The organism is Aliiroseovarius sediminilitoris, from assembly GCF_900109955.1.
GTDB lineage: Bacteria > Pseudomonadota > Alphaproteobacteria > Rhodobacterales > Rhodobacteraceae > Aliiroseovarius > Aliiroseovarius sediminilitoris.
Genome location: NZ_FOJB01000001.1, coordinates 1,830,765 through 1,850,036 on the forward strand (window position 1 = coordinate 1,830,765; position 19,272 = coordinate 1,850,036).

Annotated in this window: 18 protein-coding genes; 8 read left to right on the plus strand and 10 right to left on the minus strand. The window is 57.5% G+C overall.

All coding sequences use genetic code 11. The annotated features are described in order from the left end of the window. Positions 1-59: 59 nt before the first annotated feature. Positions 60-935, plus strand: coding sequence for a translation elongation factor Ts (gene tsf, locus BMY55_RS09085; protein WP_091430060.1), 876 nt, complete (start codon positions 60-62; stop codon positions 933-935). Positions 936-1,398: 463 nt separating this feature from the next. Here tsf and BMY55_RS09090 read toward each other — a convergent pair whose 3' ends face one another. From BMY55_RS09090 to BMY55_RS09125, 8 genes are all read right to left on the minus strand, one after another. Beyond that, complete coding sequence (locus BMY55_RS09090) at positions 1,399-2,154, minus strand: helix-turn-helix transcriptional regulator (protein WP_091430061.1); 756 nt, start codon at positions 2,152-2,154, stop codon at positions 1,399-1,401. A gap of 442 nt (positions 2,155-2,596) precedes the next feature. Further along, a complete protein-coding gene (gene phoB / locus BMY55_RS09095) occupies positions 2,597-3,286 on the minus strand; it encodes a phosphate regulon transcriptional regulator PhoB (protein ID WP_091430062.1) in 690 nt (229 codons plus the stop codon). Next, positions 3,283-4,014, minus strand: a complete 732-nt coding sequence (gene phoU, locus BMY55_RS09100) for a phosphate signaling complex protein PhoU (RefSeq protein WP_091430064.1) — start codon at positions 4,012-4,014, stop codon at positions 3,283-3,285. The genes phoB and phoU overlap by 4 nt, the downstream gene beginning before the upstream one ends. 34 nt (positions 4,015-4,048) lie before the next feature. Further along, positions 4,049-4,846, minus strand: a complete 798-nt coding sequence (pstB, locus tag BMY55_RS09105) for a phosphate ABC transporter ATP-binding protein PstB (RefSeq protein WP_091432248.1) — start codon at positions 4,844-4,846, stop codon at positions 4,049-4,051. 31 nt (positions 4,847-4,877) lie between these two features. Continuing rightward, on the minus strand, positions 4,878-6,242 hold the full coding sequence (gene pstA / locus BMY55_RS09110; protein ID WP_091430065.1) for a phosphate ABC transporter permease PstA: 1,365 nt from the start codon (positions 6,240-6,242) through the stop codon (positions 4,878-4,880). Beyond that, complete coding sequence (gene pstC, locus BMY55_RS09115) at positions 6,239-7,705, minus strand: phosphate ABC transporter permease subunit PstC (protein ID WP_091430067.1); 1,467 nt, start codon at positions 7,703-7,705, stop codon at positions 6,239-6,241. Before pstC ends, pstA begins: the two co-directional genes overlap by 4 nt. A gap of 88 nt (positions 7,706-7,793) precedes the next feature. Beyond that, a complete protein-coding gene (locus BMY55_RS09120; protein WP_091430068.1) occupies positions 7,794-8,846 on the minus strand; it encodes a substrate-binding domain-containing protein in 1,053 nt (350 codons plus the stop codon). Positions 8,847-8,997: 151 nt separating this feature from the next. Further along, positions 8,998-10,035, minus strand: coding sequence for an ATP-binding protein (locus tag BMY55_RS09125; RefSeq protein WP_091430070.1), 1,038 nt, complete (start codon positions 10,033-10,035; stop codon positions 8,998-9,000). 230 nt (positions 10,036-10,265) lie between these two features. On the opposite strand from BMY55_RS09125, the gene BMY55_RS09130 reads away from it, so the two are divergent. Then, positions 10,266-10,652 (plus strand): hypothetical protein, encoded by a 387-nt coding sequence (locus tag BMY55_RS09130; protein WP_091430072.1) that lies wholly within the window; start codon positions 10,266-10,268, stop codon positions 10,650-10,652. Here the strand turns inward: BMY55_RS09130 and BMY55_RS09135 are convergent. Further along, positions 10,646-11,740 carry a DUF6456 domain-containing protein gene (locus BMY55_RS09135; RefSeq protein ID WP_091430073.1) on the minus strand — a complete coding sequence of 365 codons (1,095 nt, stop codon included), beginning with the start codon at positions 11,738-11,740 and terminating at the stop codon, positions 10,646-10,648. The genes BMY55_RS09130 and BMY55_RS09135 overlap by 7 nt on opposite strands. Before the next feature lie 245 nt (positions 11,741-11,985). On the opposite strand from BMY55_RS09135, the gene BMY55_RS09140 reads away from it, so the two are divergent. After that, positions 11,986-12,282, plus strand: a complete 297-nt coding sequence (locus BMY55_RS09140; protein WP_091430075.1) for a DUF6477 family protein — start codon at positions 11,986-11,988, stop codon at positions 12,280-12,282. Between the two features lie 91 nt (positions 12,283-12,373). Here the strand turns inward: BMY55_RS09140 and BMY55_RS09145 are convergent, their stop codons facing one another. Next, entirely contained in the window at positions 12,374-13,915 is a 1,542-nt protein-coding gene (locus BMY55_RS09145; RefSeq protein WP_091430077.1) for a trimethylamine methyltransferase family protein, read from the minus strand. Positions 13,916-14,101: 186 nt separating this feature from the next. Between BMY55_RS09145 and guaA the strand changes: the two genes are divergently transcribed. From guaA to BMY55_RS09170, 5 genes are all read left to right on the plus strand, one after another. Then, entirely contained in the window at positions 14,102-15,661 is a 1,560-nt protein-coding gene (guaA, locus tag BMY55_RS09150; protein ID WP_091430079.1) for a glutamine-hydrolyzing GMP synthase, read from the plus strand. 401 nt (positions 15,662-16,062) lie between these two features. Next, the gene (locus BMY55_RS09155; RefSeq protein WP_177179319.1) at positions 16,063-16,722 is read left to right on the plus strand and encodes an FkbM family methyltransferase; all 660 of its coding nucleotides are present in this window, start codon (positions 16,063-16,065) and stop codon (positions 16,720-16,722) included. A 44-nt stretch (positions 16,723-16,766) separates the two neighbouring features. Further along, positions 16,767-17,051, plus strand: coding sequence for a putative quinol monooxygenase (locus BMY55_RS09160; protein WP_091430082.1), 285 nt, complete (start codon positions 16,767-16,769; stop codon positions 17,049-17,051). Then, positions 17,048-17,917, plus strand: a complete 870-nt coding sequence (locus tag BMY55_RS09165; RefSeq protein WP_245744699.1) for a DMT family transporter — start codon at positions 17,048-17,050, stop codon at positions 17,915-17,917. The genes BMY55_RS09160 and BMY55_RS09165 overlap by 4 nt, the downstream gene beginning before the upstream one ends. Before the next feature lie 203 nt (positions 17,918-18,120). Further along, on the plus strand, positions 18,121-19,179 hold the full coding sequence (locus BMY55_RS09170; RefSeq protein ID WP_143064317.1) for an OmpP1/FadL family transporter: 1,059 nt from the start codon (positions 18,121-18,123) through the stop codon (positions 19,177-19,179). Positions 19,180-19,272: the final 93 nt, after the last annotated feature.

Below are 19,272 nucleotides of genomic sequence, written 5' to 3' on the forward strand. Positions count from 1 at the left end.
AAATGATCCGGGGGCGGGTATATAACGCCCCAGACCCCGAGACACCAAGGAGCTGAGATATGGCAATCACTGCTGCACTCGTCAAAGAACTGCGCGAATCCACCGGCGTTGGGATGATGGACGCGAAAAAAGCACTGGTCGAAAATGATGGCGACATGGACGCCGCCGTCGACTGGCTGCGCACCAAAGGTCTGGCGAAAGCCGCCAAGAAAGCAGGCCGCACGGCCGCCGAAGGTCTGGTGGCCGTCGCCGTGTCCGGCGGCAAGGGCGTCGCCGTTGAAGTGAACTCGGAAACCGACTTCGTTGCCAAGAACGCCGAGTTTCAGCAGATGGTTTCGGGGATCGCGAATGCAGCCCTAAGCGCCAGCGATCTGGACGCGCTGAACGCGGCTGACCTGGGTGGCAAGTCGGTCGCCGACACGATCACCAACAAGATCGCCACCATCGGTGAAAACATGTCGCTGCGTCGCATGGCATCGGTCGAAGGTGAAACCGTTGTGACCTATGTCCACAATGCAGCTGCGGACGGCATGGGCAAAATCGGCGTCTTGGTTGCGATGAATGGTGGTTCGGAAGAATTCGGTCGTCAGGTTGCCATGCACATTGCGGCGGCCAGCCCGCAAGCCCTGAACGAAGCCGAGCTTGACGCGACCGTCGTTGAGAAAGAGCGCTCGATCCTGACCGAGCAAGCTCGCGAAAGCGGCAAGCCCGAAAACATCATCGAGAACATGATCAAAGGCCGCATGAAGAAATTCCTGGCCGAAGTGACTTTGCTGGGTCAGGATTTTGTGATCAATCCAGATCTGACCGTCGAGGCCGCCGCCAAAGAAGCCGGTGCCGTGATCGTTGGCTATGTCCGCATGGAGGTGGGCGAAGGGATCGCAAAAGAAGAGGCTGATTTCGCCGCCGAAGTGGCGGCTGCCGTACACGGCTGATCAGGTTTCACCACGATGTCCAGAGAGGGCCGGGCGACCGGCCCTTTTTTGTATTGATCGGGCAAGAAAAGAGCGGGATGGCTGATCGCACCTGGCACCAAATGAAGCGCGGCGCCAACGGGAAGGTTGACGCCGCAAAAGACCCACACGGGACATGTATGTTTCTTTCTAGATTTCCGGGTACTTTAGGTTGCTGGTGCCTCTGGGAAAAATACTCCATCAGCACCAGCTCCCGGTTTCCCGGAAGAATGAGACGTTGTCTGAAATCGCAGTACGTCCACCCCTTCAAGTTCCAACGGCTATAAAGCCACCACTCACGGAACAATACTATAATGCCTCAAAATGAAGCGAAATGGAAGTCAGGGTTTCCGTACCGTTAGGTCAACTAGATGTGATTTTTTGTTCGCAGACGGTCTACAATGGCGTGAAATTATCTTGAATAAGTTCCCTAGGGTCAATTCAATCAACCATGAGGGGAGCGAATTTGATTCAGGTATGAGATTTTGAGGATTGCCTGCGCAGTTGTATCAACCCCAAGTTTGGACCGGGCGATTCGCAAATGCTTCTCGACCGTGGCAGCCGAAACGCCGATGATCGTCGCGATGTCCTGATTGGTCTTGCCGATGCCCACCCATTCCAGCACTTCGCGCTGGCGTGCCGACAGCTTCGCACGATCGGTTTGTTGGGGCAGGGACATTATTTTCAGATGCACGACATGATTCATGGTCTCGATTCTCTTGCCATGCTCTTCCCAAATCTGATCGACCTCATCCTGAGTCAGCCCGTTCCTGGCAGTCAACGCCATCAATGCACGGGCACGTTTGGCGGATTCCGGAAACGAGATCGTATAGCCTGCGGTGACATTCATTTGACGGTTGATGTCCCGAACCTTCAGACCGCCTTCCGAAAGCTTGTCGATGTTTTCACGCACCCAGGACCAACTGCAAGCGCCGCTGTTCTTCGATGCCCATTCGATCATCGGAGAATGGCGGTACAGTTCGTCATCGGTATAGAGAAGTTTTACGTATTCGGGGGGATGAGAAGACAGTATTAACGTATCTTCACGCGGGCCAAGCGATGTCGGCGTTGTGAAATGGGTGCAACCATAGACCAGCCGGTCAAACCCAAATTCATTCATCGCCTCACAGTGAATATCCCAAAGCTCTGCGATGGACGTGCAATGACATATCCGCGCCATGTAATCGAGTGTAGGATCCATTCAGATCGTCCCGGCTTCTACAATGCTGTCATACCATGATGTTGGTAGACATGCGGCAGGGTCAGGTATTCCCGACAAATCTCGGCGCGGCGCGTCCAGAACATCGAACAAAATCATCAATCAATTCCTTTTCTCGACCGCATTCTTTGCTGCTCGTGCAATAATTGTCGAGAAAAAACAGGATGTCAGTGTTTATCCCAAACGTGATCCGCCACAGCGGAGATCGAGGCGGTCTGTGTTACACGTGGTGTTAAGCGGTGCACAGAAAGCAAGACGCAGACGCCAGGGTGGATGATGGAGGTATTATTCCCATTTGCCGGGTGTCCATTAGTGTAATGATATGAGTGTGTTGCAGGATATAGCTAACATCCCACACTCATTCTGTATGTATAATTTTTACATAATACTGATTATGCGATGTAAAGGCTCGCAGCAGTGCGCGCTACCCCAGTGCATATCCTGTGCCGCGCACAGTGCGTAGCGGATCGTCACCACCCTGTCGGCAAAGCGCCTTGCGCAAGCGTCCGACATGGACGTCGACCGTGCGCGTGTCGACATAGACATCGCGCCCCCAGACGCGATCCAGCAATTGTTCGCGGCTCCAGACCCGTCCGGGTTTTTCCATCAACGTCGACAGCAGACGAAATTCTGTCGGTCCCAGTTTCACAGGCGCACCAGCCCGCGTCACGCGGTGGCTTTCGCCGTCCAGCAGGATATCCTGATACTCCAGCCGCTGCCCCACCGCCGCCGGACGTGTGCGTCGCAACTGGGTGCGGATGCGGGCCATCAGTTCACTGACCGAGAACGGCTTGACCACGTAGTCGTCAGCGCCGGTTTCCAGTCCCCGCACGCGGTCAACCTCTTCTGATCGGGCTGACAGCATGATCACCGGGATGGTGCGGGTTTCCTTGCGCGTTTTCAGGCGGCGGCAAATTTCGATGCCGGACACACCGGGCACCATCCAATCCAGCAGCACAAGGTCTGGCGTAACCTCATCAATCAGGATCAGCGCCTCATCACCGTTTTCGGCCATGGTGACGTCATAGCCTTCGGCGCTGAGGTTATAGCGCAGGACCTCTCGCTGGGCTGGTTCGTCTTCGACCAGCAAAACGCAGGGCTTATCTGCACTCATCCCTTGGCCCCCGTTTCACTGGAGCTTGGGATCTCGTAGTTGGGCGCATTGCCTTTCGGGCGCGCCTCGTCCGGCATTTCTCCTGTCACCAGATAGATCACCTGATCCGCGATCGAGGTCACATGATCCCCCATCCGTTCGATGTTCTTGGCGATGAAATGAAGATGCATGCAGGATGAAATATTGCGCGGGTCTTCCATCATGAAAGTCAGAAACTCACGAAACAGCGCGTTATACATCTGGTCAATCTCAAGGTCACGCTGGCGCACATCATGCGCCAGATCGGCATCGCGGCGGATATAGGCATCCAGTGCGTCTGTCAGCATGGATTGCGCTTCCCCGGCCATCCGTTTGATCGCCCCTGAAGCGCCGTCGATGGGAGGCATATGCACCAGAACAGTGGTGCGCTTGGCCATGTTCTTGGCATAGTCGCCGATCCGTTCCAGGTTCGCGGCCACTTTCATCACGGTCAGAACCGTGCGCAAATCGGATGCAATCGGCTGACGCAGGGCCAGAACACGCGCGCATTCTTCCTGAATTTGCAGGTCCAGCGCGTCGATCTTCTTGTCGTTCTTGCGCACGGTATCGGCCAATTCTTCGTCCCGACGCTTCAACGATTTGGCACCTTCGCGGATGGCGTCTTCGACCATCCCGCCCATTTTCATCAGATGAGCCTGGATTTCTTCCAGGTCGCGGTCGAAGGCGGATGCGATATGTTGGTCGGTCATGTATGTCTCCTGCCCTTTGAGAGGCGATCCGTCGTCAGCCGATCCGGCCGGTGATATAGCTTTCGGTGCGGGGGTCTGTGGGGTTGGTGAATATCCGATCCGTATCCCCATATTCCACCAGGTTGCCCAGATGGAAGAACGCGGTTTTCTGACTGACCCGCGCGGCCTGCTGCATCGAATGGGTGACGATCACCACCGAGTAGTTCTCGCGCAGTTCGTCGATCAGTTCTTCCACCTGCGCGGTGGCAATCGGGTCAAGCGCCGAGCACGGTTCGTCCATCAGAAGAACCTCGGGTTCGGTCGCAATGGCTCGGGCGATGCACAGACGCTGCTGCTGTCCGCCGGACAGCCCGGTGCCGGGTGCGTGCAGTCGGTCTTTCACCTCGTCCCAGATGGCACCGCGGCGCAGTGATTTTTCGACAATCTCGTCCAGGTCGGCCTTGTTGCGGGACAGACCGTGAATGCGCGGCCCATAGGCGATGTTGTCATAGATCGACTTGGGAAACGGATTGGGTTTCTGGAACACCATACCGACCTTGGCGCGCAACTGAACAGGATCGACGCGTTTGTCATAGATGTCTTCGCCGTCCAGGCGAATATCGCCTTCGACCCGACAGATGTCGATGGTGTCGTTCATCCGGTTCAGGCAGCGCAGAAATGTGGATTTTCCACAGCCTGACGGGCCGATGAAGGCCGTGACGGTGTTGTCCTGAATATCGACCGACACATCCTTGATGGCATGCGTGTCGCCGTAATGGACCTGCACGCCTTTTGCCGTGATCTTGATGTCGTGCATCGCGGCGGTCCTTTCAATCTTTGTCATATCGTTCATGGGTTCGGTCTTTCGCATTCTTTTTTGCGGCTCACCAGCGGCGTTCAAACCGGCGGCGCAGGATGATCGCAAGGATATTCATGCTCATCAAAAAGAGAAGCAGGATGATGATGCCGCCCCAGGCGCGTTCATAATAGGCCGGATCGGCACGCTTGGCCCATTCATAGATCTGCGCAGGCATGGCCGAGTTCGGCGCCATGAAACCTTCGATTAGACCATCGGGATAGTTCGACGCGATGTAGCCCACCATGCCGATCAGAAGCAGCGGCGCGGTTTCGCCAAGCGCCTGAGCCAAACCGATGATGGTGCCGGTCAGGATGCCCGGCATGGCCAGCGGCAGCACGTGGTGAAACACGGTCTGCATTTTCGAGGCCCCTACCCCCAAAGCGGCTTCGCGGATCGAGGGTGGGACTGATTTCAGAGACGCGCGAGTCGAAATGATGATGGTTGGCAGCGTCATAAGGGTCAGGACCAGCCCGCCGACCAGTGGGGCGGATTGCGGCAAATGTGCGAACTGGATGAACACGGCCAGACCAAGGATGCCAAACACGATGGACGGCACCGCCGCAAGGTTTGAGATATTGACTTCGATCAGATCGGTAAACCCGTTCTGCGGGGCAAATTCCTCCAGATAAATGGACGCAGCCACGCCGATGGGCAAAGCGCAGGCCAGCACCACAAGCATCATATAGAAACTGCCCAGCATAGAGACTCCGATTCCAGCCTGTTCCGGGCGACTTTCCGACGCATCCGCGCCGGTGATGAAGTCAAGGTTGAACGATTTCGTCACCACACCCGCGTCTGTGAGCGCATCAATGACATCAAGATGTTCTGGTGTCAGGTTCTTGTCGCGGGCCAGGCTTTCACGGGTCACGCGGCCCTTCAGATAGCCGTCGACACGGGACGAGGCCAGCAGCTTGAACGTCACGGTCTCACCGATCTGATCCGGGTTGGCGATGACATGGTCGCGAATGTCTGCCGCTGCGCCCGAACTGATCATCTTGCGCAGGTCTTTGCCTTTGCTGAACGGGTTATCGGCCCCGATCTCGGCAATCGCGCGTGCGAGTGCATCATCAATCAGCGGGTTATATCCGAAGGTTGTCACCTTCTTGATGGCCTCGATGTCACGGGACCCGGACTTGTCCAGTTTCGCTTCCTGAAGCTCGACATTCAGGGTGATGAAACTCTGCTGAAACGCGCCCACACCTTTGAGGATGATCGAGCTGATCAGCACCACCAGAAAGATCAGGCCAACCGCGATGGCCATGATGCCACCGGCGCGAAACCGGGCCTCGGCGGCGTTGCGCTTCTTGGTGCGGGCGTCTTGGGTCAGAAGCGACGATGGCGCGCGCGGCGCGGACCCGTTGGCACCGTTTGGAAAAGCGGCGTCGGTCATTCGTATTGCTCCCGGTATTTGCGCACGATGTAGAGCGCAAGGACATTGAGACCAAGGGTCAGGATGAACAGGGTCATACCAAGCGCGAAGGCGACCAGCGCCTCGGGGCTGGCAAAATCGCTGTCGCCGGTCAACTGGCTGACAATCTTGGCGGTGACGGTCGTCATTGCTTCGAACGGGTTCAGGTCCAGCCGGGCGGCAGCCCCTGCCCCCATCACCACAATCATGGTTTCGCCAATCGCGCGGCTGGCGGCCAGCAGCACGGCACCCACGATGCCCGGAAGGGCAGCCGGCAGAACCACCTGACGAACGGTTTCCGATTGTGTCGCGCCCAGCCCGTACGAGCCATCGCGCATCGCCTGCGGCACCGCGTTGATGATGTCATCGGACAGAGAGCTGACAAACGGGATCAGCATGATGCCCATGACCAGCCCTGCTGTCATCACCGACCGCGCGCCTTGCATCCACCCCAACCCGTCCGCACCGAATACAGTAACCAGCATCGGTCCGACCACGGTCAGGGCAAACAGACCATAGACGATGGTGGGAATGCCCGCCAGAACCTCCAGCATAGGCTTGGCGAAGGCGCGGGTGGCCCGGTTGGCGTATTCGGCCAGATAGATCGCCGCGAACAGGCCGATGGGCACTGCGACCAGTAACGCGACGAGCGAGATATAAAGCGTGCCCCACAGAAGCGGCAGTATGCCCAAGTGCTCGGATCCGCCGCGCCCCTCCGGGCTCCAGACCGTGCCGAACAGAAAATCGCCGGCTGGAAACATGCCAAAGAAGCTGATCGTGTTGAAGATCAGCGACAGGACAATGCCGATGGTGGTCAGGATGGCAAGGGATGCTGCCCCAATCAGCAACAGCTTGACTCCAGCCTCGACCCGGTTGCGGGCCCGGAACGTGCCCGAGGTCACGCGCATTGCGGCCAGAAAACCGCCCGCCGCAATAATCAGGACAATCACTGTCAACGCCATCGTGCCGGTTTCAGTTTTGCTGCGCAGCACTTGCGCGGCGGTCAGGATGGCGGGGCTGATATCAGCCCCAACCGCGACACCGACCTGTGCCAGTTGCCCGCGAAGATCAACAGAGGCAGCGTCAAGGCTGGCCACTCCGGCCTCGGTCAATGATGTTTGGCGGACCAGTTGATCCAGCCCGGTTGCCACGCGGTTCACGTCGCTCATGATCAGGTTCAGTTGTCCGGCATCCTCATAAAGCCCGTCGGGGATCAGGCCTGCCACGCTGGCATTGATCGCAATGGGCTGCACGACAACCCACAGTGCCAAAACAAGAAGAGCCGGCACCAGTGCCAGCATTGCAACATTGAAGCCATAATAATGCGGCAAGGAATGAAGTTTCCGCCGATCCCCCCCGACCGAAGCCATCGCGCGTCGGCGTCCAAGAAAGAAGCCGGTGACTGCCAGCGCCAGTATGATCACAAGAAGCCAAAGTGCAGACATGTAAGAACTCTTGCAGCAGCTATGCGGATCCGTTGCCGAACCCGCAGGGATAATGCGGTGCGGGACCCCTGCCCCACACCGCGTTCACTTAGTTGGTCAGCACGTCTTCCGCGGCGACTGCGGCTTGCGTGGCACCCAATTCAGGATCAGATACCAGACCATATTCTGCCAGCGGGCCATCAGGGCCAGCAATTTCATCCGCGACAAAGAACTCGGCAAATTCTTTCAGGCCGGGGATCACGCCGATATGCGCCTTCTTGATATAAAAATAGAGCGGGCGCGATACCGGGTATTCACCGGTTGCAATCGTCTCGGTTGACGGAGAGACACCTGACATGGTCGCCACTTTCAGCGTGTCGGTGTTGTTTTCGTAAAACGCCAGACCGAAGATGCCGATACCGTCTTTGTTTGAAGAAATCGAGGCCAGCGTCTCGGTATAATCCCCGTCGATATCGACCGATTTGCCATCAGTGCGCACGCCGTAGCACATTTTGGCTGCGGCCTTTGCCTTGGCTTTGTCATCATCCCCTTCTGCGATTGTCAGGAAGGCGTCATAGGCGCCGGTGGCCTTGCAGCCCTCTTCCATCACCTTGACTTCAAAAACTTCGCGGGTGCCGTGCTTGGTGCCGGGAATGAAAGCCGCAATGTCGGCGTCGGGTAGGTCGGCGTTGAAATCCGACCACTTCTGATGGGGGTTATCGACCAACAGACCGTTGACGATCACTTGTTCAGCCAGCGCGTTGTAAATGTCGGCAGGCTCAAACGCCGAGAAGTCAGGGCCGTCGATCTGGCTGGCAAAGACGATGCCGTCATAGCCGATGCGCACCTCAACGATGTCGGTGACGCCCGCCGCGGCGCAGGCGTCGACCTCGGAGGCTTTGATTTTGCGCGATGCGTTGGCGATGTCGATGGTGTTTTCCCCGACACCTTCGCAGAAACGCTTCAGGCCTGCCGACGATCCACCCGATTCAATCACCGGTGTCGGGAAGTCAAAGTTTTCACCAAAGGCTTCCGCCACGATCGAGGCATAGGGCAGCACGGTCGATGACCCGGCAACCTGAACCTGATCACGCGCCGCAGCAGCAGTTGCAGACACGGCAGCGATGGCCAGGGTGGAAGCGGTCAGTTTCGCGAAGGACATGGATAGCTCCTGTTTCAATATGGCATCGCCCCCTCGGACGACATGCGGCTGTCCTATGGGTCTTGATCAAAGGTTTTGTGTAAGTTTTGTAAAAGTAATGTGACAAACCGCGTCGGACAGAAAATTTTCTGAAGACTGCGAGAAAAAGTTGTCAGGTGGGATCGGGCACCGGCAAGGTAACGGAAAAGCAACTGCCCGCGCCGGGGGTGCTTTCGATCCGCAAACGCCCGCGATGCCGGTTCACGATGTGCTTGACGATCGCAAGCCCCAACCCGGTGCCGCCCAGTTCACGTGACCGATGGTTGTCGACCCGGTAAAACCGTTCAGTCAAACGGCCAAGATGTTTGGAATCAATGCCGTCGCCATCGTCCTGCACCGTGACCTCCAGCCCCGGCCCCTTGAACGCGGGCATCTGCGCCACCGCTTTGACAGTGATCTGCACAGTTCCACCCTTGTGCCCATATTTGATCGCATTTTCCGTCAGATTGGTGAAAACCTGCGTCAGTTGATCCCGGTCCCCCAACACGATAACGGGGCGGGTGGTGTCAAAACTGGCACGCACATCGACATTGCGATCCTTTGCCGCGGGGTTGAGTGCGTTAATCACCATCAGGATCACCTGATCCAGTTCGACCAGATCGGTGGGGCGCATCCACCCCATGTCTTCAAGCCGGCCAAGCGACAACAGATCCGTTACCAGCCGATTCATCCGGCCTGCTTCTTTTTCCATGATATCCAGGAAACGTGCGCGGGCGGCCGGATCATCACGCGCCGGGCCACGCAGAGTTTCAATAAAGCCCGTCAATGCGGTCAACGGTGTGCGCAGTTCATGGCTGACATTCGCCACGAAATCTGACCGCATCTGCCCGGCCTCTTCCTGCCGCGAGACATCCAGAAATGTCAGGATGGCGCTGCGTTCAGACGAAAGTGTCGCCACATGCACATTGTAGATCAGATCGCGACCATGGGGCGAGAATACAAGACGGGCATCGGCGTGCGGCGCGCCAACAAGCACTGCTTCGATGGCCTCGAGCAATGCCGGTTGGCGGATGGCGGTCGCCACATGGCGCCCCAGCAGATCAGCGCCGAACAGGTGTGCAGCAGCACCGTTCTGGCCTGTGACCCGTTGATCCTGGCCAACCACCAAAACGGGTATCGGCAACGCTTGCAAAACTTCGCTGGACGACATCACACAGTAGCACCCTTGGTTCAGCTTTCGCTGGTACAGGGATGGCGGGATATTGTCGCCAGGTCAAACTGCAAAAAATACGGCAAACTTCATGGGGGGAGAATTGCAAACCTTTTGCTCGCCTTATATGTGTGATCCGTAATTGCGGACGACAGGCCGGGAATATCGTCCTGCGTTGCAACGAATAATGTGACTGAGGCCGCAAAAGCCTTCGAACGGGTATCGGGTTGATGACAGACAGCCGCTTTGAGAAACCAATGCTGTTGGCATTGGGGGGCGACGCAATCGCAGATGAACGGCTGAGGGATACATATCGCTTGGCCCATATGACATGCGACACGTTTTTTCGCCTGTCGCGCGCAGAATTTGGCAAGAAAAACATTCAGTTGGTGATGTCAGCCCTGTTCTGCGCGCAAACAGATTGTATCGAGATCGGTCAGCATCTGAGCGCGCTCGGGTTTCAGGGCATCTATCTGATCCGGACAGATACCCTGCCAGATCCGACTGTCATCAAGCGCGAATTGCACCAGCTTTATCCGGATCTGGAATGTCAGATCATGACTTCGGACGATCTGATGGATTTCCTGGGCAATCCACACACGAGCCCAAGTCAGTAGATCAGGTCATGATCGTCGCCTGTCACTTTGTCATAGTGGCGCGCAAGATAACTGAGTGCGACCCGCAGCATGTATTTCCCCGATCGCGCGGGCATCGCCAGGTCGGCCTCGATGCGCTCCATGCCGCGTTCGTGGCAACAGACCGCCATCGCGATCTGGGCAAGTTCTGGTCCAAGGGCTGTAATCGCATCGGCAAATCGCTTGCGGGCATCGAGCTTGCGGTCGGACGGGTTCCCCGCCGCCGCACCGGTCGAGGATGGAATGGCTGCCTGAACACGGTCCCACGAATTCAACCCGGATACGGCGCACTGGCCCAGAGCGAAATCGCGGTGTAACCGCTCGGCAGCGCTGACCAGATCCGGTCCCAGATAGGGTTCTTGATGTCCCTTCGCGCGCCCCAGTACCCGCACGGGGCTGTCGGCGCCAATCGGGCGTTTTGATGTTGTGGCAGAACGCTTGCGGTTGCCCGGACCGGGATGATTGGACATCCCCATGAAGGTTGTCTGTGCTTCAGCAAATCCGGTCGCGCGGCTCTCCATTTGGGCCAGCATGCGGTTCAGGGCGACCCGACCTTCTGGCGTCATATGATAGCGGCAAATCCGTCCTCGCGTGCTGCCCTCGATCCAACCGCGCAGGGCCATGACTTCCACAACCTCGGTCGGACCCTTCGCCAGTGTCACAGGGTCGCCATCATCACGGGCGGCCAGCACAACGGCGGTATCAACACCCTGACTGACCACCATAACGGCCCGGTCCTTCAGCATCGCCCGCAACAGTCGCAGCATATGGGGCGACACCGGATCTTCGTCGGGGCTATCCTGCGCGTGTTCGTTTGCTGCAAGATCAGCCCGACCGTCGCGCAGCCCTGCCCCCAATCGGGTTAGCAAAGCGTCGACCAAAGGGTCATCCCTGCGCGCTTCGGTCTTGCGCACCTGACGCATCACGGTCGAGGCATGGACACCCATGTCGCGCGCAAGTGAACGGATCGACGCACCCTTCTCGGTGTGTTTCAGATAAAGGTGAACCTCGTCCGGCAACCAGCGCAGTACAGAGTTGTGTTCGATCCCAGATGGCGTCGCGTTTTGCATTCAAGCCCCTTCCAATTGGCGTTCCGTGCGTTTCGCGATATTCCACCGCGCAACCGCAGGTTGAATTTTAGCCGGTAAGACCTATCATTCGATTGGTTAGCGGTTCGTTAACCCACATTGTCTGGAGAAAGGATCATTGCTGAACCGGTAAGATTTGTTAAAGGCCGCGCACGGTATCAACGAGGCTTGCGCAACACCCGCTGCGGTTGTGTCACGATCATGAAGAATCACTGAAAGGACACTCCATGACCGACGCCTTCACCTGTATAAAAGCCCTTCGTCGTCCGCGTATCCTGGTCCGCGCCGCACGGTTTGGGCTGGTTGACTATAATCGGGATAGAGATTTGAAAAAACTCATGAAAACCACGATGACGCCCAGCCCGGCAAAGGCGCTGGATGAGCTGCTACAGGAAGAGGCGCGACTGGAAGATACGCGGACATCGGGGGATGCGTCTTACTCCATCGCCCATCATGTCGAGGTGCTGATCGCGCTGATGTCTGAGCTGCGTCTGCTGCCCCAGAGCCCCCGCGAAGTCCAGTAATCCAAGCGCCCCTGCACAAAGAGTTAAGGGGGCCGTTAAGCCCCCTTACCCCGATGTTAACCGACCGGAACGGACCGCGAACGATTCCACCTTAGCCGAACGCATCCGGCATCGAGGCTTTCTTGGTCTCGACATAGTCACGCAGACCTTCGGCAATACCCGGATCAATACCTGGTTGCTGGTAATCGGTCAGCAGTTTCTGCACCCGCGCCGTTGCCAGCGCTTCGGTGTCGCGCGCACCTTCTTCTTCCCATGTCTCGAACGGTTTGTAATCCAGCAGGTCGGACCGCCAGAACGCGGTCTTGAAGTTCGACTGGGTATGCGCACAGCCCAGATAATGCCCGCCCGGCCCGACTTCACGGATGGCATCCATGGCTTGCGCGTTTTCATCAACCTCGATGCCCTTGGCAAGATGATGCAATGTGCCCAACTGGTCGGCATCCATCACAAACTTCTCAAAGCTCGCAACCAGACCACCTTCCAGCCAACCGGCGGCATGCAGCATGAAGTTCACACCGGACAGAAGCCCCATGTTCAGACTGTTGGCGCTTTCATACGCCGCCTGCGCATCGGGCAGTTTCGATCCGTTGAACGACCCGGCAGACCGATAGGGAAGCCCAAGGCGGCGGAACAACTGCCCCGCGCCATAGGTCACATGCGCCGCTTCCGGTGTGCCGAATGTCGGCGCGCCCGAGTTCATGTCGATCGACGACACGAACGTCCCCGCCACGACCGGCGCCCCTTTGCGCACCAACTGGCTGTAGGCCACGCCCGCCAACACCTCGGCCAGCACCTGCGTCAGCGTGCCCGCCACCGATACCGGTGCCATGGCCCCGCCCACAATGAAGGGTGAAATGATCGAGGCCTGGTTGTTGGCCGCGAACACCTCCATCGCACCCATCATCACGTCGTCATATTGCATGGGCGAGTTGATGTTGATGAGCGACGTCATCACTGTGTTTTGCTGGACGAACTCCTTGCCGAACAGGATCTCGGACATCTCAATGCTGTCCTGCGCCCGTTCCGGGGCCGTGACCGACCCCATATAGGGCTTGTCCGAGAGGGTCATATGGGCAAGCAGCATGTCCAGATGGCGTTTGTTGACGGGCACATCCGTCGGCTCACACACCGTGCCGCCCGAATGGTGCAGCCATTTGGACATATAGGCCAGTTTCACGAATTTGCGGAAATCTTCCATCGTGGCATAACGACGGCCCCCGGCTGCATCGCGCACAAATGGGGGGCCGTAAACAGGTGCAAGCACCATGTTCTTGCCGCCAATTTCGACATTCCGTTCCGGATTGCGCGCGTGTTGGGTGAAGCTGCTGGGCGCGGTCTTGCACAGCTCACGCGCCAATCCGCGCGGTATGCGCACCCGTTCGCCACTGACATCGGCGCCGGCGTTTTTCCAACGCTCAAGGGCGGTCGGGTTTTCAACGAAGTTGACGCCGACTTCTTCCAGAACCGTTTCGGCGTTGTACTCGATGATCTCCAATGCCTCTTCGTTGAGAATCTCGAGATTGGGAATATTGCGCGATATGGTTTTGGCGCATTCGATCCGCACAGCGGTGCGTTCTGCGCGCCGTGCTGCGCCGCCGCCTCCGCGACCACGACGGGTGGGTGCCTCGGTCATGGATGTCCTCCAAATTATCCTGTTGATGTGTGAATATCCTGCGGCCCCGGTCAAATCCGCTCGCAAGCGTCCTTCATGGGGCAAAAGCGACATCTGAACGGAAAAGGTTGGAAAAAGTGTCCAACAAGTCACGAAGTGCCCACGGCGGGACTTGCGTTGCCCCCGCCCCTGCCCTAATCGGTTTCCATGACAGATCAGAGCCACGACCGCCTTCTTATCATCGACTTCGGCAGCCAGGTGACGCAGCTTATTGCGCGGCGTCTGCGCGAGTTGAACGTCTATTGCGAAATCCACCCCTATCAGAACGTTACGATGGATTTCGTACGCGAAATGGCCCCGAAAGCGGTTATTCTGTCTGGCGGCCCCGACAGCGTCACCCGCGACGGCAGCCCCCGCGCCCCGCAAGAGATTTTCGATTACGGCGTGCCGATTCTGGGCATCTGCTATGGGCAGCAGACGATGATGACGCAGCTTGGCGGCAAGGTGGTCAGCGGCCATGGCACATCCGAGTTTGGCCGCGCCTACGTCACCCCTGAAGCCAAGTTGGATTTGCTGGATGGCTGGTTTGAACATGGGGTTGAACAGGTTTGGATGAGCCACGGCGATCATGTCTCTGAAATCGCACCGGGTTTTCAGGTTTACGGCACCTCGCCCAACGCGCCGTTCGCGATCACCGCCGACCCATCGCGACATTTCTATGCAGTTCAGTTCCATCCCGAAGTGCACCACACACCGAAGGGTGCAAAGCTGTATGAAAACTTCGTGAAGCTGGCCGGGTTCAAGGGCGACTGGACCATGGATGCCTATCGCGAAGAAGCGATCCGGGTGATCCGCGAACAGGTCGGCGATAAAAAGGTCATCTGCGGCCTGTCCGGTGGCGTCGACAGTTCGGTTGCCGCCGTTCTGATCCACGAAGCGATTGGCGACCAGTTGACCTGCGTGTTCGTGGACCACGGCCTGCTGCGCAAGGGTGAGGCGGAAGAGGTCGTCACCATGTTCCGCGACCATTATAACATGCAGCTGATCCACGCAGACGAGCAGGAGTTGTTCCTGGGCGAGTTGGACGGGCAATCCGACCCGGAAACCAAACGCAAGATCATTGGCAGACTGTTCATTGACGTGTTCCAGAAACACGCCGACCAGATCGAGGGCGCAGAATTTCTGGCCCAAGGCACGCTCTACCCCGATGTTATTGAAAGCGTCAGCTTTTCGGGCGGGCCGTCGGTGACAATCAAATCACACCACAATGTAGGCGGGCTGCCTGAAAAGATGGGGCTGAAACTGGTCGAACCGCTGCGCGAGTTGTTCAAGGACGAAGTGCGCGCCTTGGGTCGTGAACTGGGCTTGCCCGACCATTTCATCGGTCGCCACCCCTTCCCCGGCCCCGGTCTTGCGATCCGCTGCCCCGGAGAAATCACTCGCGAAAAGCTGGACATCCTGCGCGAGGCCGACGCGGTCTATATCGACCAGATTCGCAAGCATGGCCTCTATGACGAAATCTGGCAGGCCTTCGTCGCCATCCTGCCCGTCCGCACCGTAGGTGTGATGGGCGATGGACGGACCTATGATTATGCCTGCGCCCTGCGCGCTGTGACCTCTGTCGATGGCATGACCGCAGATTATTACCCGTTCAGCCATGATTTCCTGGGCGAGACCGCGACGCGGATCATCAACGAGGTCAAGGGCATCAACCGTGTGACCTATGATGTGACCTCGAAGCCACCGGGTACGATTGAGTGGGAATAAGCGCCTGCCGCGTTTCTTCTGTCGCCAGCCCAATTTGACCCAAAGCGTTTCACCCGTTTGGGTGGTGATCCCCTTGTTCGACACCCTCTAAAGGTGTTAACTGCGACGAGGTATCGGCCATCGTGGGACCGTAAAGCATGAAAGCAATCTTGGTGAGGGCGATCACCTTTTTCACAGCACGTTTGCGGTTTCGTCCCGTAATTCTTGTGTTGCAGAAGCTCAATCAATTTCCGTTTGTATACCGCGCGGCGCGGTTTTTCGATCCGAATTACATCAGAAAAATAAGACCGTTCCGATACCAGCCCGCGGTTGCGCAGATCAACTGGCAGGGCACCAGGTTGTTGGTCGACCTCAATGACCATATCGGATTTCAAAGTTTCATACGAAACGAACCGTTTGAAATGACGGTCTATACGATGGCCCAAAACCTCGGCCTTTCAGGCGGCGACGTCATTTTGGACATCGGTGCCAACATCGGAACCGCCAGCATTCCGATTTGTCGCGAACGTGGTTGCGAGCTTGCAGCGGTTGAGGCGTCGAAAGACACGGCGGCACAATTGCTCAGAAATATTTCGCTGAACGATGTGAAAGCCCATGTGGATGTGATTGCGCTTGGTTCTTCGTCAGGTGTTGGCGGGTTTCTGAAACTGCATCTGCGCGACGGGAACCGAGGTGCGAGTTCACTACATGAAGACTGGTCAACATCGGTTGGCGTTGACACTTTCGAATGGGTGCCCTGTCAATCGCTGGATGATTACGTGGCGCGGTCGCCGTTTGCGGACCGGATCAAGTTGATCAAGATTGATGTTGAAGGCGCGGAACTGGATGTCCTGCGCAGTGGGCGTACCTTCCTGTCCCGCAACACCGCGCCAATTCTATTGGAATATCGGATCGACGCCGGCGAAAAGACACGGAAAATGTTGCATCAGGTTCTGGACGACCTGGACGACAGCTATGAGGTGCACGCGCTGGACGAGGCTGGAAACAAGCATCCATTTGATCGCGACACAGCTTACGCGAACGTGCTTTTCGAACGGCGGACAAAGGACGCACGACCCTGAGTGTTTCGGCTTTCAAAACCTAAATCGTCTGTTAACGTGCCGCCATGCCTAAGATATTCCTGACCGGTTACATTGATGTTCCCGAAGCGCGACGTGCTTTGGCTCACGACGCGTTGCCCCAACACATCGCCTTGACCCGGGCGGAACCGGGCTGTCTTCGCTTCGACGTCACGGAAGATGAAACCAGTCCGGGTCGCTATCTTGTTTCTGAACTCTTTGACTCACGGGTCGATTTTGACGCCCATCAGATGCGCGCGGCCCAAAGCCCATGGGCTGCCGTCACCGCGGGCATTCCGCGTCACTACACCATTGAAGAGGTCTCAGCGTGACACCCACCGTGCGTGCCGCATTTTGGATGACCGGCGCGATTGCCTCGTTTTCGGCGATGGCCATTGCAGGGCGCGCGGTCAGTCACCAACTGGATACGTTCGAGCTGATGCTCTATCGATCCTGCGTAGGGTTTGTCATTGTTCTGACAATACTCATTGCACGCGGTCGGCAGAACGAAATCACGATGCTCAATGCGCCGCTGCACGTGGTCCGAAACCTTGCCCATTTTGCGGGGCAGAATCTTTGGTTCTTCGCCCTGACAGCCATACCACTTGCACAAGTCTTTGCGTTGGAGTTCACTTCGCCCCTGTGGGTCGCGGCATTATCGCCGCTGGTGCTGGGCGAACGGCTGACCGTGATCCGGGCAATCAGCGCTGCGGTGGGCTTTGTCGGCATTGTAATCATAGCGCAGCCCGGTTCTGGCGCGGTGAACTCGGTGGGTCTTGGCGCGGCGGCACTGTCGGCGATCTGTTTTGCCTTTACGGCGATGCTCACCCGCCGGTTGACCCGGTCTGAAACGACATTGGCGATCCTTCTTTGGCTCACCTCAACGCAGTTGGTGTTCGGTATGGTAACAGCGGGGTATGACGGGGACGTCACCCTGCCCAGCCTGGCAACCGCACCGTGGCTGGTTCTGATCGGCTGCGCCGGTCTTCTGGCGCATGCCTGCCTGACCACCGCCCTGTCGCTCGCCCCGGCCTCGGTGGTGATCCCCATCGACTTTACCCGCCTGCCCCTGATCGCACTGATTGGCGCGGTCTTTTATGACGAACCGATTGGTTGGGCACTCGTGCTGGGCGGGAGTCTGATTGTTGTGGCGAACCTTGCCAACATCCGCGCCGAGGCGACACCTCGCGCGTCCTAGTTCACCCAATACAACTTATGCAATAGCCGGTCGAAGCCGGATTTTCGCTTGAAACCGTGTCCTTTCCACATCGCTTAACCGGTTATAAACGGCGCTGTGTTATGTGACCCAAGGTAACGATTGACCAATATCAAGTGCGACAAATAGCCTTGCCCTAATGTAACATATCTAGTTCGGACAGTTTGTGGTTCACGGGAGGAATGATGAACAAACTTACACTCACAACCGCTGCGCTTTTCACCGCCGCAGCAACCACCGCTCAGGCGGGGATCGACAGGTCTGACCAGGACATCTCGATCCTGTTTGAAGAAGGCAACTACCTGTCCTTCTCATATGCCAATGTCAGCCCGACCATCGAAGGTGTCGGTGCCGGCGTTTTTCCGATCAGCCAATCGGCGGTTGATTTTTCGATGTTTTCGCTGGGCTACAAGACCCAGTTGAACGATAACCTGAGCCTTGCGCTGATCTGGGACCAACCCTTTGGCGCAAGCATCCAATATATCGACGCCCCCCTTGCCCCTGGCATGGCGGAAGTCAAAAGCTCTGCCCTGACGGGAATTCTGCGCTATGAAATGGGCAACGGGTTCTCGGTTCACGGTGGTGTCCGCGCCCAGAAAGTATCGGGCGAGATCATTTCAAGCCTTGGCGCCCTGAGTGCCGAAAGCGGCAACGAATGGGGTGGTCTGGTCGGTGTGGCATATGAGAAGCCTGAAATTGCTCTGCGTGTCGCCCTGACTTATTTCACTTCGGTTGACCACGCTCTGACTGGTTTCCGCGCCACGCCGTTTGGCGTGGACGCCGTGACTGGCTCCGTCACCATGCCGGAGGCCTTCAACCTCGATTTCCAGACGGGCATTGCAGAAAACACGCTGGTGTTCGGCTCGATCCGTCATGCCATGTGGGATGGTATCTCGCTTGACACGACCGGCCCGGCTTTCGGGGATGCAAACTGGGTGAACTTTGTTGAAGATATCACCTCGTACGAGTTGGGAATCGGTCGCCGTCTGAACGACAACTGGTCGGTTTCGCTGTCCGTCGGCTATGAGAATGGGATGGATACCGGTGCTACTTTCCTGGCCCCTGCCGGTGCATCGAAATCCGTTGCTCTTGGCGCGAAATACACCCAAGGCAACTACGATATCTCGGCCGGCGTTCAATACACCAAATTCGACAGCAAGACCGTCACATCCGGTGGCCTGCCCGTCGTCTATGACGGTGGCAGCGCCGTTGCCGTCGGCGTGAAAATGGGTCTGCGCTTCTAAGCGACCCCTTGCGTCAGAAACACAGAATGCCCCGTGCCGACCGCGCGGGGCGTTTTCATTTTCCCTTTCCGTCCCAATCTGATGCGAACCATT

Coding starts and splice junctions, on each gene's coding strand:
- BMY55_RS09120 (WP_091430068.1), bottom strand. CDS start 8,846: ATGTCCTTCGCGAAACTGACCGCTTCCACCCTGGCCATCGCTGCCGTG.
- BMY55_RS09155 (WP_177179319.1), top strand. CDS start 16,063: ATGACGGTCTATACGATGGCCCAAAACCTCGGCCTTTCAGGCGGCGAC.
- BMY55_RS09125 (WP_091430070.1), bottom strand. CDS start 10,035: ATGTCGTCCAGCGAAGTTTTGCAAGCGTTGCCGATACCCGTTTTGGTG.
- BMY55_RS09145 (WP_091430077.1), bottom strand. CDS start 13,915: ATGACCGAGGCACCCACCCGTCGTGGTCGCGGAGGCGGCGGCGCAGCA.
- phoB (WP_091430062.1), bottom strand. CDS start 3,286: ATGAGTGCAGATAAGCCCTGCGTTTTGCTGGTCGAAGACGAACCAGCC.
- tsf (WP_091430060.1), top strand. CDS start 60: ATGGCAATCACTGCTGCACTCGTCAAAGAACTGCGCGAATCCACCGGC.
- BMY55_RS09090 (WP_091430061.1), bottom strand. CDS start 2,154: ATGGATCCTACACTCGATTACATGGCGCGGATATGTCATTGCACGTCC.
- phoU (WP_091430064.1), bottom strand. CDS start 4,014: ATGACCGACCAACATATCGCATCCGCCTTCGACCGCGACCTGGAAGAA.
- guaA (WP_091430079.1), top strand. CDS start 14,102: ATGACAGATCAGAGCCACGACCGCCTTCTTATCATCGACTTCGGCAGC.
- pstB (WP_091432248.1), bottom strand. CDS start 4,846: ATGAACGATATGACAAAGATTGAAAGGACCGCCGCGATGCACGACATC.
- pstA (WP_091430065.1), bottom strand. CDS start 6,242: ATGACCGACGCCGCTTTTCCAAACGGTGCCAACGGGTCCGCGCCGCGC.
- BMY55_RS09135 (WP_091430073.1), bottom strand. CDS start 11,740: ATGCAAAACGCGACGCCATCTGGGATCGAACACAACTCTGTACTGCGC.
- BMY55_RS09170 (WP_143064317.1), top strand. CDS start 18,121: ATGAACAAACTTACACTCACAACCGCTGCGCTTTTCACCGCCGCAGCA.
- pstC (WP_091430067.1), bottom strand. CDS start 7,705: ATGTCTGCACTTTGGCTTCTTGTGATCATACTGGCGCTGGCAGTCACC.
- BMY55_RS09130 (WP_091430072.1), top strand. CDS start 10,266: ATGACAGACAGCCGCTTTGAGAAACCAATGCTGTTGGCATTGGGGGGC.
- BMY55_RS09160 (WP_091430082.1), top strand. CDS start 16,767: ATGCCTAAGATATTCCTGACCGGTTACATTGATGTTCCCGAAGCGCGA.
- BMY55_RS09140 (WP_091430075.1), top strand. CDS start 11,986: ATGACCGACGCCTTCACCTGTATAAAAGCCCTTCGTCGTCCGCGTATC.